The 14,071-nt window shown below is 69.7% G+C and carries 17 protein-coding genes and 1 tRNA gene; 6 read left to right on the top strand and 12 right to left on the bottom strand.

What is annotated here, in order from left to right:
• The first annotated feature begins 11 nt into the window (after positions 1-11).
• Complete coding sequence (locus AB0O15_RS01625; RefSeq protein ID WP_364312593.1) at positions 12-725, top strand: class I SAM-dependent methyltransferase; 714 nt, start codon at positions 12-14, stop codon at positions 723-725.
• Positions 726-1,010: 285 nt separating this feature from the next.
• Positions 1,011-2,210 (top strand): ATP-binding protein, encoded by a 1,200-nt coding sequence (locus AB0O15_RS01620; RefSeq protein ID WP_364312591.1) that lies wholly within the window; start codon positions 1,011-1,013, stop codon positions 2,208-2,210.
• Here the strand turns inward: AB0O15_RS01620 and AB0O15_RS01615 are convergent.
• The 3 genes from AB0O15_RS01615 to AB0O15_RS01605 all read right to left on the bottom strand — a co-directional run bounded on the left by AB0O15_RS01615 (position 2,194) and on the right by AB0O15_RS01605 (position 4,356).
• Positions 2,194-2,847 (bottom strand): GNAT family protein, encoded by a 654-nt coding sequence (locus tag AB0O15_RS01615; RefSeq protein WP_364312588.1) that lies wholly within the window; start codon positions 2,845-2,847, stop codon positions 2,194-2,196. The genes AB0O15_RS01620 and AB0O15_RS01615 overlap by 17 nt on opposite strands.
• Positions 2,848-2,955: 108 nt before the next feature.
• Positions 2,956-3,825, bottom strand: a complete 870-nt coding sequence (locus AB0O15_RS01610; RefSeq protein ID WP_364312586.1) for an NlpC/P60 family protein — start codon at positions 3,823-3,825, stop codon at positions 2,956-2,958.
• A gap of 75 nt (positions 3,826-3,900) precedes the next feature.
• The gene (locus tag AB0O15_RS01605; RefSeq protein WP_364312583.1) at positions 3,901-4,356 is read right to left on the bottom strand and encodes a DUF427 domain-containing protein; all 456 of its coding nucleotides are present in this window, start codon (positions 4,354-4,356) and stop codon (positions 3,901-3,903) included.
• Between the two features lie 117 nt (positions 4,357-4,473).
• On the opposite strand from AB0O15_RS01605, the gene AB0O15_RS01600 reads away from it, so the two are divergent.
• On the top strand, positions 4,474-4,926 hold the full coding sequence (locus tag AB0O15_RS01600; protein ID WP_364312581.1) for a lamin tail domain-containing protein: 453 nt from the start codon (positions 4,474-4,476) through the stop codon (positions 4,924-4,926).
• Here the strand turns inward: AB0O15_RS01600 and AB0O15_RS01595 are convergent.
• Genes AB0O15_RS01595 through AB0O15_RS01585 form a run of 3 tightly spaced genes read right to left on the bottom strand, consistent with a single transcriptional unit; the run spans position 4,913 to position 7,016 of the window.
• Complete coding sequence (locus AB0O15_RS01595; protein ID WP_364312578.1) at positions 4,913-5,452, bottom strand: hypothetical protein; 540 nt, start codon at positions 5,450-5,452, stop codon at positions 4,913-4,915. The two genes, AB0O15_RS01600 and AB0O15_RS01595, sit on opposite strands and share 14 nt — an antisense overlap.
• 20 nt (positions 5,453-5,472) lie before the next feature.
• Complete coding sequence (locus tag AB0O15_RS01590) at positions 5,473-6,354, bottom strand: transketolase (protein ID WP_364312574.1); 882 nt, start codon at positions 6,352-6,354, stop codon at positions 5,473-5,475.
• Positions 6,355-6,359: 5 nt separating this feature from the next.
• Positions 6,360-7,016, bottom strand: coding sequence for a thiamine pyrophosphate-dependent enzyme (locus AB0O15_RS01585; RefSeq protein ID WP_364312571.1), 657 nt, complete (start codon positions 7,014-7,016; stop codon positions 6,360-6,362).
• 48 nt (positions 7,017-7,064) lie between these two features.
• On the opposite strand from AB0O15_RS01585, the gene soxR reads away from it, so the two are divergent.
• A complete protein-coding gene (gene soxR, locus AB0O15_RS01580; protein WP_364312568.1) occupies positions 7,065-7,505 on the top strand; it encodes a redox-sensitive transcriptional activator SoxR in 441 nt (146 codons plus the stop codon).
• A gap of 147 nt (positions 7,506-7,652) precedes the next feature.
• On the opposite strand, the gene AB0O15_RS01575 is transcribed toward soxR, so the two are convergent.
• The gene (locus AB0O15_RS01575; RefSeq protein WP_364312565.1) at positions 7,653-8,609 is read right to left on the bottom strand and encodes an NAD(P)H-quinone oxidoreductase; all 957 of its coding nucleotides are present in this window, start codon (positions 8,607-8,609) and stop codon (positions 7,653-7,655) included.
• Positions 8,610-8,693: 84 nt separating this feature from the next.
• On the opposite strand from AB0O15_RS01575, the gene AB0O15_RS01570 reads away from it, so the two are divergent.
• Positions 8,694-8,781 (top strand) — tRNA-Ser (locus tag AB0O15_RS01570).
• A gap of 266 nt (positions 8,782-9,047) precedes the next feature.
• Here AB0O15_RS01570 and AB0O15_RS01565 read toward each other — a convergent pair.
• Entirely contained in the window at positions 9,048-9,851 is an 804-nt protein-coding gene (locus tag AB0O15_RS01565) for a class I SAM-dependent methyltransferase (protein WP_364312563.1), read from the bottom strand.
• A 420-nt stretch (positions 9,852-10,271) separates the two neighbouring features.
• Here AB0O15_RS01565 and AB0O15_RS01560 point away from each other — a divergent pair, with 420 nt between their 5' ends.
• On the top strand, positions 10,272-10,466 hold the full coding sequence (locus AB0O15_RS01560) for a hypothetical protein (RefSeq protein WP_364312560.1): 195 nt from the start codon (positions 10,272-10,274) through the stop codon (positions 10,464-10,466).
• A 350-nt stretch (positions 10,467-10,816) separates the two neighbouring features.
• Here the strand turns inward: AB0O15_RS01560 and AB0O15_RS01555 are convergent, their stop codons facing one another.
• The 4 genes from AB0O15_RS01555 to AB0O15_RS01540 are packed head-to-tail and all read right to left on the bottom strand — an operon-like array spanning position 10,817 to position 14,070.
• Entirely contained in the window at positions 10,817-10,975 is a 159-nt protein-coding gene (locus tag AB0O15_RS01555) for a hypothetical protein (protein WP_364312557.1), read from the bottom strand.
• Positions 10,976-10,993: 18 nt separating this feature from the next.
• The gene (locus AB0O15_RS01550) at positions 10,994-12,424 is read right to left on the bottom strand and encodes a nitroreductase family protein (RefSeq protein ID WP_364312555.1); all 1,431 of its coding nucleotides are present in this window, start codon (positions 12,422-12,424) and stop codon (positions 10,994-10,996) included.
• Positions 12,425-12,446: 22 nt separating this feature from the next.
• Positions 12,447-12,881, bottom strand: coding sequence for a hypothetical protein (locus AB0O15_RS01545; RefSeq protein ID WP_364312552.1), 435 nt, complete (start codon positions 12,879-12,881; stop codon positions 12,447-12,449).
• 58 nt (positions 12,882-12,939) lie between these two features.
• A complete protein-coding gene (locus tag AB0O15_RS01540; protein WP_364312549.1) occupies positions 12,940-14,070 on the bottom strand; it encodes an acetyl-CoA C-acyltransferase in 1,131 nt (376 codons plus the stop codon).
• Between the last annotated feature and the right edge of the window lies 1 nt (position 14,071).

The following is a 14,071-nucleotide window of genomic DNA, read 5'->3' as shown; positions in this document are numbered from 1 at the left end:
GAACTTTACTTATGGCAGACATCACCGGAGACCAGCGGATCCAGTCCGAGGTCCTCGAGGGCCTCGCGACGGCCGTGAACCACCGGCGCTGGTTCGTCGAGCTGGCTCTCCCGTACCTCGGCGACAACCCGATCGAGATCGGCAGCGGCCTCGGCGACTACGCGCTGGAGTGGTCGGAGCACCTTCCGCGGTTCACCGCCACCGAGGCCGACCCCGATCGGCTGGTGCAGCTCAAGGAGCGCCTGGCCGACCACCCCAACATCGACGTGCGGCAGATGCTGCTGCCCAGCCCCGAGGCGAACGGCGAATACAGCGCCGCCGTGTCGTACAACGTGCTGGAGCACATCGAGGACCACGTCGGCGCCCTGCGCAGCATGGCCGATCTGGTTCGCCCCGGCGGCCGCGTCATCCTGATCGTGCCGGCCTTCATGTTCGCGATGAGCCAGGTCGACATCGCGACCGGCCACATCCGGCGCTACACGAAGAAGACGATGCGGGCCGCGATGACCGAGGCCGGCCTCGAGATCGAGAAGCTGCACTACGCCAACGCGCTGGGCCTGATCGGCTACTACGGCGCCACCAGCATCTTCAAGCTCGCCCCCAAGGAGGGGCCGATGGTGAAGATCTACGACAGCGTGGTGCTGCCGGTCACCAAGGCGGCCGAGAGCGTCATGAAGCCGCCGTTCGGCCAGTCGGTCTTCGTGGTGGCCCGCACCCCGCGGTGACCACCGTCCGTCGAGGAAGCCCGGCGCCGTACGCGGCACCGGGCTTTTTTGTGTCCCCAGCTCGGAGACGCACACGTGGTGCGCGCCACATTCCGGCGGCCCGGCGACACTATCGTCAGACATCCGACCGGGTGCGAGCGGCCGAGATCCCCGCGCCCGGTGGCGATGGACCACTCCGGTGGTCAGCAACGCCGGCGCCCGCTCCGTCAGGACGGGCGCCGACTGCTGTCCGCTCTCATCACCCATTCGCGCCCGATCCGGGAAGGATCGAGAGAGCATCGACTCGTGAGAGCACCTCTGCCCGAGGACGAACCCGCCCGGCTGGCGGCGCTCCACGACGCTCAGGTGCTCGACACCGCCCCCGAGGAAGACTTCGACGACATCGCGCTGCTCGCCTCGGAGATCTGCGGCACCCCGGCCGGCCTGGTCAGCCTGGTCGACACCGACCGGCAGTGGTTCAAGGCCAAGATCGGCCTGACCATCGAGCAGACCCACCGCGACCTGTCGTTCTGCGCGCACGCGATCCACGGGCACGAGCTGTTCGAGATCCCGGACGCCACCCACGACCAGCGGTTCTCCGACAACCCCATGGTGCTCGGAGACGGCGGCATCCGGTTCTACGCGGGCGCGCCGGTGGTGCTCGACGGCACCCACTCGGTGGGCACGGTCTGTGTCGTCGACCACGTGCCCCGGGAACTCACCCCGGCCCAGCGCCGGGCCCTGCGCAGCCTGGCCCGGCACGCCTCGGTGCAGCTCGAGCTACGCCGGTACGCCCGGCACGCCGGCGCGATCGCCGACCGGCTGCGTCAGCTCGACCGGATGAAGGACTCGTTCCTCGCCACGGTCAGTCACGAGCTGCGTACGCCGCTGTCCTCGATCCGCGGCTATCTGGAGATGTTGCTGGAGGACGAGTTCGACGGGGAGACCTCGCGGCGCTTCCTCTCCGTCATGCAGCGCAACTCCGACCGCCTGCTCCGGCTGATCGACGACCTGCTGCTGGTGGCCCGGCTCACCGACGAGGGCCTGGAACTCGACCTGGCCGAGGTCGACCTGGCCGAGATCGCCCACCACGTCACCTCCGGCTGCCGGCCGCTCGCCGAGCACAAGGAGGTCAAGCTGACCGACCGCACCGAGAGCCCGGTGCCGGCCCGCGGCGACGCCAAGCGGCTCAGCCACGCCCTCAACCACCTGGTGGTGAACGCGATCAAGTTCACCGCCGAGGGCGGCGAGATCTCGGTCGACGCGCGGGCCGACGACGAACCCGAGCTGATCATCACCGACACCGGGGTCGGCATCCCGCCCCACGACCTGCCACACGTCTTCGACCGCTTCTACCGCAGCGCCGCGGCCGACCAGATGGCCGCCCAGGGTCCGGGCCTCGGGCTGGCCATCGTCCGCTCGATCATCGACGCGCACCACGGCACCATCCGCGTGCACAGCGAGCCCGGCCTCGGCACCACGGTCCGCGTCAAGCTCCCTCGCTGACCCCCAGCAGCGCTCGGCAAGGGTCAAGACCGACGATCTCGACGGGTACGCTGCGCGCGGCCGCCCACGACCGGCGGTCGAGCCGCACCCGCCGGCCCACCATCGGCTTGCCCCGCACCACGTGCCGCTCGATCCCGTCGTCGGCGTAGCCGAGCCGTTTCGACACCCCGTACGACGCCGCGTTGTGCTCGAACGCCTGCGAGACGGCGAACTCGGCGCCCAGCCCCGCGAAGGCGAGGTCGAGGACGGCGGCGCGCATCTCGGTGCCGTACCCCCGCCGCTGGAACTCGAGGCCCAGCCACGAGCCGCTCGCGACCTCACGCAGCACCGCGAACTGCTTGCCGCTGATCGCCTGGGAGCCGATCACCCGGCCGTCCGCGACCACCACGAACTGCAGGTTCCAGTCGTCCGGCGACCAGCGGGCCCAGCCGCCCCACTGGAACTGGATCGTGCCGAGCGCGACCATCGCCGGCTCCGCCTCGGTCCACGGCGTCGAGAACGGCTGCACCGCCGGATCGTGGACGCCGGCCGCGGCCACGTCGCCGAGCTCGGCCAGGTCGTCCAGATCGGGCACCCGCAGTTCCAGGCGCGGCGTGGTGAGGCGCAGGCCCGCTATCGGCCAATGGTCGGTCAGCATGTCCCGATTCTCGCGTGACCACGCGAACGGCCGCGAGCGGGTTTCGCCTTCGATTCTCGCCTTTCGCGCCTCACCGCGCTTGGCCGCGCTTTCGCCGCGCTCCTCCCCTCAGAGGCGCTCGACGTGTAATCCGGCGTAGAGCCGGCGGTACACCACTCCGGTGCGCCGGTTGCCCGCGTCGATCATCATGCCGCCGCCCATGTAGACGCCGACGTGCCCCGGTCCGACGACCAGATCACCCGGGCGTGCGGCCGACCGTGGAATGGACTGGGCCCGGGCCGCCTGAGCGCCGGACGAATGCGGGAGGCTGATTCCGGCCCGGGCGTATGCCCTCTTGGTGAAACCGGAGCAGTCGAAGTAGCTCGGCCCTTCGGCGCCGCTCGCATATCCCTTTCCGACCTGCGACCGGGCGAACGCGATGACCGCGCCCATGCCCGGGCGAATGACCGAGAAAGTGCGGGCCTTGATCCGGCGCGGCTTCAGTTTCAGAGCCTCGCGGCGGACCGGCTTGGCCTTGGCCACGCGCGGCTTGACATGGGCTCTGACCTGGGCTTTGACCTGCGCGTTGGCCTTGACCAGGGCCCGTTGCGCGGGCACTCGCCGGATGGCCGGTCGCTTGGGCACGACCCGGCGGGCCCGGGACGCACGCGCGGGACGCGCCTCACGGGTATAGGCGCGCTCCGTCCGCTTGCCGAGCGTGACAGTCGGGTCGAAATCGGGCGTTTCCGCCGGGGTCGACGGGGCGACACTGGGCGGGTTGGCTCCGGCGTCGGCGGGCCGGTCGGCAGACTCGGCAACCGGCGCGATAACGGCCAGCACAATGGCGCCGGCGGTCAACGCGCGACGCGTGGACGGACGGGACAGTTCGGCCTCCGTACTTGGCCCGGTGCACTCACGCGAATCCCATTTTTGCCTTTGCCGCCCCGCGAACGAAACGGCGATGGGAACCCGGGCGATATGGGTAATTCCGTCGACCATGCCAACACATAATTGCATTGCACATGTGTCGGATCGGAATTTTCTACCCGGCGATTCGCGCGAAATTCTTCCGGCTCACCAGCCTGATGTGCCCGGCCCGCCCTTGAACGGCCCGCTGATGTCGGCCGTGATCCAGCCGCCGTAGAAGTCACCCGGCTGAGCGCGGACACGCTCGCCGTCGAGCGTGCACTCGTCCACCAGACCCGGGTAGAACGCGAGCATTCCGGTCAGTTCTTCGTATCCGGCGCTGGGTTTCGCGTACGACCAGGCCGCCCGGGACACCCGCACGTCGCCGATGACCAGATCCCAGTAGCCGGCGTACCCCTTGAACTCGCAGAACGAACGCCCGCTGACGCTCTCGACGCCCCACACCGTGTCGCGCGGCAGGTAGTACACCGGCGGGTGGGAGGTCTCGAGCACCCGCAGGGCGCGGTCGGTGTCGGCCACGGTCAGGCCGGCGTGCACGATTCGCACCCGCCGGGCGCTGCGCTCGACCCGCGGCGGCCGCGGGTAGTCCCACACCGACTCCACCTTCAGGACGATAGCTCGCCCCGCCCCCACCTTCAGGACGAAAGCTCGCCCGGCCGGACGGAGCGGTCTGGCTGTTCGGCCCGGTGCGCGTACGGCCGCCGATCGGTTGTACCGGGCATGCGTATCCCCGCCGCCCTCGTCGTCGCCGCCTCGGCCATCGCGGTCGTCGCCCTGACCGTCCCGGTGGCCAACGCCGCCGCCGTGCCCCAGGTGCAGATCACCCGCGCCCAGTACGACTCACCCGGCGCCGACACCCGGTCGGCGGCCAGCCTCAACGCCGAGTACATCCAGCTGACCAACACGACGAAGGCGCCGATCAGCCTGAAGGGCTGGACGTTGCGTGACAACGCCGCCCACGTCTACAGCTTCGGCGCCTTCACGCTGCCCGCCCGGACCCGCATCATCGTCCACACCGGACCCGGCACGTCCACCGCGCTGCATCGTTACTGGCAGTCCCGGGCCTACATCTGGAACAACGACCGCGACACGGCCAGCCTGCGGAACGCCGCCGGCCGCCCGGTCGACTCCTGCGTCTGGGTGCGCCCGGGCAACGGTTTCAGCCTCTGCTGACCGGCCAGTGCCGCGCATACTTCTTGCGGTACTTGGGATCCGGCTCGAGCGCGATCAACTCGCGGGCGACGGCCTCGATCGCATCGTCCTGTGTGGCGTCGCGCAGATGTCGCAGGCTCTCCACAATGTCATGGCGGACGAGCGTGCCGTTCTTCTCGCCCTCCGCCTCGCGATAGCGGGCCGCCAGAGCCCCGACGACGGTGGCCCGCGCCTTGTCGCCGGAAAGCCCGGCCCGCCACACCGACTTGAGCGCATGACGAGCGGTGACGAACCGTTCGTCACGCGTGACGGCCATCAGGGCGGGCAGATCCCGCTCGATCCGCCCGCCGGTGTCGTGAGCGGCGAGGTTCCCGAGCAGCTGAGCGGCGATCGCCCGATCGTGGTTGTCCGTGCCGGCCAGATGGGCGACCACGTCGTCCCAGACGTCCCCGGCCCACGGCACCGGCTCCGCGGTGGCGGCCATCACCTGCTCGTAGGCGGTGTTCTGGCGCGCCCGGTCGCTGCTCCACAGCCCGTCGAGATCCACCCGGGCAGCGTAGGCGCTCCTCAGGCGCGCAGGAACTGGGTGATCGAGGCGTGCAGGCTCTTCGCGTCGAGCCCGTGCGTGTGGGCGTGGTCGGCCGGGGTGCCGTAGTGGCGGATCTCCGTGCGCCCCACGCCCAGGTGCAGGGAGCGGTGCGGGATGTCGCGCAGGGCGTCGGCCACCTGGCGGCTCGACGTGCCCCGCAGGTAGGGCTCGACCATCACCACGTCGCGGCTCACCAGGCGGCGCAGGCCCGCCGTGTCCAGCGGGCGGGGCGTCAGGGTGTACGCCACGGTGACGTCCAGGTCGGCCGTCGCCTCCAGCACCGGGTCGAGCATCGGGCCGACGGCCACCACCACCGGAGCGCCGGCCCAGCCGGACCGCAGCTCCTGCAACACCGGGCCGGTGTCGTACCCGCGGCTGTTCTCCTGGCTCGAAAGCCGCACGTACACCCGGTCGTCGTGGAGGGCCGCCGCCCGCAGCAGGGACGGGACCTCGTCCGGGTGGCCGGGCACGTGCACGGTCCAGCCGTCGAGGGTGTCGAGCAGCTCGACGTCGCCGGGCGACTGGTGGGTGTAGCCCTCGACCGACGCGTCGTAGGAGGCGCCGATGCTGACCAGGACGGCGCCGGCGTCCTGGTGGCCCAGGTCGAGCTTGATCTGCTCGTACGCGCGGTCGATCAGGAACGGCGCGTACGAGTGCACGTACGGCCGCATCCCGGTCAGCGCCAGGCCGCCGGCCACCCCGGTCATCAGCTGCTCGCGGATGCCCACGTTCAACACCCGGTCGGGGTGGCGCCGCATGGCCGGCCGGAACGCGTCGGCCGAGATGTCGGCGAGGACGACGGCGGTGCGCGGGTCCTCCTCCAGCAGAGCGGTCGTCGTGGCAACAAAGGTCTCCCTCATGGCGGTCAGTACTCCTTCTTCTCGACCGTCGCCACGACCACGTGCGGGCGGTCGCGGTCCCGGTTGGCCAGGGCCAGTTCGATGGCGTCGTGATCACGGCCGTCCACGATGGACGTGGTCCAACCGATGAACCGGGCGGCGATCCCGCCGAGCCAGCCGTGCGAGGCCGACTGGTTGTCGATGACGATCGCCGTCATCGGCAGCGTCGTCGCCGCGGCGTACGCGATGGCCTCATGGTTTGATCCTTCGTCGAGCTCCGCGTCACCGAGCAGGACGAACACGCGGGTGTCGAGAAAGCCCTGCGCGCGCAGGCCGAGCGCGGTGCCGACACCCAGGCCGAGGCCGTGGCCGAGCGAGCCGGTGCCGACCTCGACGCCGGGCACCAGCACGCGGTCCGGGTGGCCGCCGAGGTGGTTCATCCGGGTGCCGATGCCGTCCAGCCAGGCCGGCGGGAAGAAGCCCTTGGCGGCGAGCACGGCGTAGTAGGCGGCCGGCCCGTGCCCCTTGGACAGCAGGAACCGGTCGCGGTCCGGGGCGTCGGCGGTTTCCGGGGTGATGCGCAGGATGCGGTCATACAGCACCCACAGCACGTCGTAGGTCGAGTTGGCCGACGGCAGGTGCTTCTCGTCGCCGGTGACTCTGGTCAGAAGTGAGCCGGTCATGCCCGATAGAGTGCAAGTTAAAGTGAACTTCAAGGCAAGGCTCTGGATGTGGACTCGCTCACGATCGGTGACTTCGCCGCCCGCGCCGGGGTGGCCGCCTCGGCTCTGCGCTTCTACGAGAAGGAAGGGCTGATCAGGTCCACGCGTACGGGCGGCAACCAGCGCCGCTACCAGCGCGGCGAGTTGCGCCGGGTGGCCTTCATCAAGATCGCGCAGCAGGTCGGGGTGTCCCTCGACGAGATCCGCGACGCCCTCTCGGCGCTCCCCGAGAACCGCACGCCGACCAAGGCCGACTGGGCCCGCCTGTCCGCCCGCTGGCGCCGCCGGCTGGAGGACCGGATCGCCCTGATGGAACGCCTCCGCGACCAGCTGACCGGCTGCATCGGCTGCGGTTGCCTCTCGCTGAAGCGCTGCCAGCTCATCAACCCCGCCGACCAGCTCGCCCAGAACGGCCCCGGACCGAGAAAACTCTTAAGTCCTGATTCATGACCCGGCCAAGTGCGAGGCGCGGTCCAGAGTGTGGCTGGCGTCGGCCGCGGAGCGCCGTCATACCGGTGTTGTATGTCGGTGTTTCGCGGCTGCCGTCCGGCGCGCTCTGGGCCACGCCGCAGCCCTGGCCGGGTCATGAATCAGGACTTACGTGAGTAGCAGAATCTTGCCGAGGTGGTCGCTGGCCTCCATGCGGCGGTGCGCCTCGATCGCCTCGGACATCGGCATCGTGGTGTCGACGATCGGTTTGATCTGGCCGGCGTCGACGAGCGGCCACACCTGATCCCGTACCCCCGCAACGATCTTGGTCTTTTCGGCGACCGGCCGCGCGCGCAAGGTCGTCGCCGAGATCGACCCGCGCTTGCGCATGAGCTGGTTGAGGTCGATCTCGGCCTTGCGGCCGCCCTGCAGCCCGATCACCGCCAGCCGCCCACCGGTGGCCAGCACGTCCAGATTCCGCTCGAGATACTTCGCGCCGATGATGTCGAGGATCACATCGGCCCCCCGCCCACCGGTGAAGTCCCTGGTCGCGGCCACAAAGTCGTCGCTCGTGTAGTCAATGGTCAGGTCGGCGCCGAGCTTGCGCAGCGCCTCATGCTTGCCCGCCCGCGCGGTGACCACAACGGTGGCGCCGAGCGCCTTGCCGTACTGCACCGCGAACGTCCCGATCCCGCCCCCACCCCCGTGCACGAGGAAAACGGAGTCCCGCCGCAACCGCCCCACGTTGGAGAACACGGTGCACGCCACCTCAGGCAACGCCGCCGCCTGCTGCACCGACATCCCTTGCGGCACCGGCAGCAGCTGCCCCGCCGGCACCGCCACCCGCTCGGCATACCCGCCACCAGCAAGAAGAGCACAAACCCGCTCCCCCACGTTGTGGTCCAGCACCCCCGCGCCGACCGCGCTGATCACCCCCGAGCATTCCAGCCCCGGGTACGGAGGGGCTCCCGCCGGCGGCGGATAGTGCCCCTGCCGCTGCATCACATCCGCCCGATTGACGGCGGCCGCCACAACATCGACGATCACCTCACCCTCACCGGCCACGGGCTCATCCACCGAGGTCCAGGCAAGCCCATCCGGCGGCTCGATCACAATGGCGTGCATGCCGCCCAGTCTGCCGCGCCGGGCGTCCAGCCGCCCGGTTTGCCGACGAGCCGCCCCGGTCTGGCAAACTGAACGGGTTGTCCGGGAGGGCTCGCCTAGTGGCCGATGGCGCCGGTCTTGAAAACCGGTGAGGCGTTCCGCGTCTCCGTGGGTTCGAATCCCACGCCCTCCGCTCCAAGCACGCGAAAGGCCCCTCTGACCAGCGCGAACGCTGGCCGGAGGGGTATCTTGGCGAATCGGTGTCGATCTCACTCGGTCTCACGTGATCTCGCTCGGGCTGACGCCGCTGCCCAGATGCGGCCCAGAGTTGGGCGGTTGGATCAGCATCTGAGCCTGTCCCCTACCTTCGCCGAGTGCGTCTTTGTTGCCGTTCAAACAGGACTCGGCCGAGTGCACGTGCACTCTGCTGAATCCGACGACCGCTGCCGATAGAAGCGATTACCGGACGAGTTCGGCCAGCCTAAGCTCAGTCAGGTAGCGCTTGACGACTTGGCCCCCGTAGTTGACGTCTATGAGCCGCGCGATGGAGTTCAGCAATGCGCTCTGCTGCGCGGCCGGCAAGGCACGGTGGCCGGAGTAGGTCAACAGCAGATCCAGGTAGTCCGCTGTCGAGTACGGCAACTCCCACTCGTATCGGTAGAAGCTCGCAGGCCCGAACCGCTCCGACGAGGTCAGCTCCCGATCGTCCTCCGGAATGTCTTGAGCACCTTCGAGACGCAGGGCCGGTGGGGTCGACGGATCGAAGCGCTCGTAAAGCTTCTGAATCTCAACGAAGAACGCCTCGGTCCAGGTGCCACCGGCGATGTGGTGGGTTCCCACGGTGGCCAGCAGACCACCGGGACGCAAGGCGTCAGCAGACTTCGACACCCGCACGGCCGGATCGATCCAGTGAAACGCCGTCGCGGAGAAGACCAGGTCGAACGGTTCCGCCGGCAAGGGCCACTCCTCGAACGCTGCCGTCACGACCTCCACCGAGTCGGAGCCGGCAAGGTTTCGCCGAGCCACAGCAGCCATGTCTGGGCCCAACTCGACGGCCACGATCCGGTAGCCCCGTTCCGCCAGCGGCACGGTCGCCTGCCCAGTGCCACAGCCGATCTCCAACACCCTTGCACCGGGTGCTACTCCGACCGCAGCGAGATCATCGAACATCTGTGCCGGGTACCGGGGCCGCGCACGGTCATACCGTTCAGCGTCCTCGTTGAAGGTTTCTCGCAGCCTCACGTAGTCATCGCTATCGCTCACCCAGCGAGAGTAGGGGTGCCGCTCCTACGGCAGGCACTCAATTGTCAGTGCCTGGCTCGCCGGGGCGCTGCAGCTCGCCCGCCTGCCGATCGTTGCCGGAATTTGCAACAAAGTGCCGGATTCATGGGCTGCATGTGGCGTCGTTACGCTTCGAGCACCATTGGTGGGGGGTTCCTGCGTCGCTAGTCACGGGCTTTCTTGCGATCGTCTTCACTTACGTGAGGCGTTCCGCGTCTCCGTGGGTTCGAATCCCCACGCCCTCGCCAGATCGAACGACGGAAACCGGCGTTAACCTGCGCAAAAAGGTCAGCGCCGGGTCTCGTCGATCTCCCGGCACGGAAGACAGGTACAGCTAGCTGTACCCCCGGCTGGGCAGCCCGCTGGATCGTCGCGGACGCTTCGGATTCCTAGATTTGAGGCATGACAAACAACGAGACCCGCAAGTCCGACATCCGCCCCGCCCTCTGGATCGCCCTCGTGGTCCTCGCCATCGCCAACGGCGCCACCTCGGTCGCCGGCCTCACGGTCGTCAGCGTCATCATCGGCGTCGTCACCATCGGCGTCGCGGTCGCCCTGGTCCTGCAGTACCGCCGCCACCGCCAGACCACGGCCTGAGACAGGGCCCGGCGGCATGGTCGCGTCGGCTCGCCAAGTGAATCTGATCCCTGCCGCGATAGGTGGTCCGACGACTGCCAGGACCACCTGTCGCGGCGCCGAATGTTGCAAATAGTCCTTCGCGATCAGCAAGACGAAGTCATAGAACCGGTCCTTGCGAGTTCTGTGAGTCTTCCACTCCGATTGCCGAGCAGCAGTTGAACATCGATTCAAGCAGGGTCTAGCAGGCAACGTGCGGACCTCAGACTTCGGCTCGAGGAATCCGTTGTCGACGCAGAACGCATTGTCGTTCGCCGACCATCGCAGCCACCCCTGCTGAATTAGGTCTTCGCTGCGGAAACCTGCCTGCTTCAGAGAAGCCAGCTCTTCTCGTCGCGGCCGTCCAGGGAACCAGCGGCCCGCGCCGCGCCCGCCTCGACCAGCATGAACGACGCCAGCATGAACGACGCCAGCAGGAGAAGGACGCCGGCGTGCTTGCGGATGTGGAACCACGACTGACGCCCGGCCATCCCGACCAGAGGGGAGAGCTAGTCCCGCGGGGCTACTCGGCGGACTTCGACGGGGGCGCCAGGCGTGCCGCCGACCGACGGCTTGTAGTCGGGGATTCCCACGCAGGTGAAGATCAGGGCCTCGAGGGGCGCGGCCAGATACGTGGGGATCTCGCTGTCCATGAAGGTCATTCCGGAAGCGCCGGCGCCCAAGGCGTACGCCAGGAGGTGTAGGCGGCCCTCGACCAGGCCGGACGCCAACTGGGCCTCTCGGTAGGAATGCGGCCCCAGCTGCGTGAGGTCGGCGGCGGCGATCGCCACGAAGGCGGCGTCGCGGGCCAGGCCCTGATCCAACGCTATGCGATAGAGATCCTCGCGCTGGCTGCCTGAGCGGATGGGTGTGGACAGGTCGGGCCAGCGGTACAGGGCCGGCGCCAGGTCGTCGACGGCATGCGCGGCGACGAAATGGGGGATGTTGATGCCTCGCAGGGCCAGCTGCATCGACGTGGTCAGGGTGGTCAGCGGGACGCCGGACGACGGGTTCATGCGACGGGTGGAACCCCGGGCCAGGATGATTTCGTCGATCGTGCGGGAATCGGTCGACGGCACAGGTGACGGCGAAGGAGAGGGCCAGGGGGCGCCCAGGACCAGGTCGTCGCCGGCGTGCTGAGTGGCGGTGACCAGGGGGAACTCCATGGGGGCGGCGTCGACGTCGCCGGGCGCGGCGGGGGCGCCGGGGATCAGGGCGGGCGCGCCGCCCAGGGCGACGACCGCGACCGGCCACTCGTGCACCCCGTCGGCGCCCACCAGCGACGCCACCGTGCGGTCGGCGAACGTCGTGTACAGGTCGGCGGAAAGGCCGGCGGCCGCCGCGGCGGTCAACAGCTGGGACAGCATCGTGCCGGCGTCCCAGTAGACGTGGCGGTAGCCGCGTTCGCGGTAGCGCCAGCCCGTTCGCCACGGGACGCCGGTGGTGATGATCGCGGGGGCGTCGCCGGTTGGTGGCGGGCCCACGGTGACCAGGGCGTGCGCGGCGGGGTCGTACCAGTGGACGCCGGGGGGCAGGGAGCCTGAGCCGGCGGGTACCGCGACGTAGAGCTCCAGGGGGAACCGCGCCCCGGCCGAGCCGGCCGCCCGGAAGTACCAGGTGCCGTGCGGCGGGCGTTCCGTGGTCCGGACCACGCCGGCGGCCAGGAAGAGGATCCGGCCGAGTTGTGCCAGGTCGAGGGGCAGGGCGGGAGCGGGGACGCCGGCCAGGACGTCGAGGGCCGGCGATGACGTCGGCGGCAGGGACGGCGGCAGCGGGAGGCGCGGCAGCTCGGGGGAGAAGCGCTTGAAGAACCATGGCAGCCGGGAGAAGTCGTTGGGCGAGAAGTCCTGGACGATGCGCGGGTCGGCGATCGGGTCGGTCCACTCTCGACCGGGCTCGTACGACGTCAGGCGGTGCAGGGTCTGCGCGGCGTTCTCCACGCCATGAACGTTACTGAAGAGATCAGGCGGCCAGGGAGACGTTGCGGCGGCGGTCGGTGAAGACGCTCTTCAGCAGGGTCTCGCGGTGGCCGGGGTCGTCCACGCGCATGCGGAAACACTCGCGCACCCCGTCGACCGCGGTCGCGCACATCTCCATCGTCGAGTCGCGGGGGTCGGTGCACCACGTGACGTGGCTGAGGTGCCGGAGGTTGGCGTTCAGGTGCAGCTGGAGGCGGTGCAGCACCTTCGTCTCACGGGTGACGACCAGGCGCCGGGTGGTGAGCAGCAGCAGGAAGTCGCCGCCGAGGTGGGAGGCCGGGCGGACCCGGGTCACCAGCACCGTGGAGTCGTCGGCGTCGACGCACCGGCGGAAGACCGGCAGGTGCCGGCTCACGGTGGGGAGGGGGATGCCGGCCTCGGCGGCCGCCGGGAGGAACGTACGGGAGAAGACGTCCATACGGCTACTAACGGTGGCCGAACGGCTAGGCATCGGCCACGACGCCGTGAATATCGGATTACAACAACTCGACGATGGTGGCGTTGGCCATTCCGCCGCCCTCGCACATCACCTGGAGGCCGAACCGCAGGTCACGGGCCCGCATGTGGTGAAGCATGGTGGTCATCAGGCGGGCCCCGGATGCCCCGAGCGGGTGACCCAGAGCGATCGCCCCGCCGCGCGGGTTCAGCCGGTCGGGTTCGGCGCCGGTTTCGGCCAGCCACGCCAGGGGTACCGGGGCGAACGCCTCATTCACCTCGTACACCCCGATGTCGCCCACCTTGAGCCCGGCCTTGGCCAGCGCCTTCGCGGTGGCCGGGATGGGCGCGGTCAGCATGATGACCGGGTCGGCGGCGGCGAGGACCGCGGTGTGCACCCGGGCGAGCGGGGTCAGGCCGTGCGCCGACGCCCAGCGGGACGTGGTGACCGCGAGGGCCGCCGCGCCGTCCGAGATCTGCGACGCGGAACCGGCCGTGACCACGCCGTCGGCCTGGAACGGGGTCTTCAGACCGGCCAGGACGGACAGCGTGGTGTCGCGGCGGATGCCCTCGTCCTCGGCGCAGTCGGGCAGGTCGGCGATCTCCAGCTCGAAGTCGCCGGCATCCTGCGCGGCGGCGGCCTTAGCGTGGCTGGCCAGCGCGTACTCGTCGAGCTGCGTACGCGAGAAGCCCCACCGCGCCGCCATCATCTCGGCCCCGACGCCCTGATTGAAGGTATTGGTCCCATATCGGGCGAGAATCGCCGAACCGTACGGGTCGGCGCCCTGCGCGGACGAGCCCATCGGCACCCGGCTCATCGACTCGACCCCGCCCGCCACCACCAGGTCGGCCTGGCCGGACAGCACCGTGGCGGCCGCGAAATGCAGCGCCTGCTGGCTGGAACCGCACTGCCGGTCGAGCGTGGTGCCGGGCACCGACTCGGGCCAGCCGGCCGCCAGCACCGCGTTGCGGCCGACGTTCCAGGACTGCTCGCCGGTCTGTGACACGGTGCCCCAGACCACGTCGTCGACCTGGGCCGGCGCGAACCCGGACCGCTCGGCCAGGGCCCGCAGCACGTGGGCGGACAGGTCGACCGGGTGGATGCCGGAGAGGCCACCGTTCCGCTTGCCGACCGGGGTCCGGACCGCACCGACGATCACCGCATCGCGCATG

Source organism: Actinoplanes sp. NPDC089786, from assembly GCF_040684855.1.
GTDB lineage: Bacteria > Actinomycetota > Actinomycetes > Mycobacteriales > Micromonosporaceae > Actinoplanes.
Note: the sequence above shows the minus strand (reverse complement) of the source record. Positions and strands in the feature narration are given on the sequence as shown.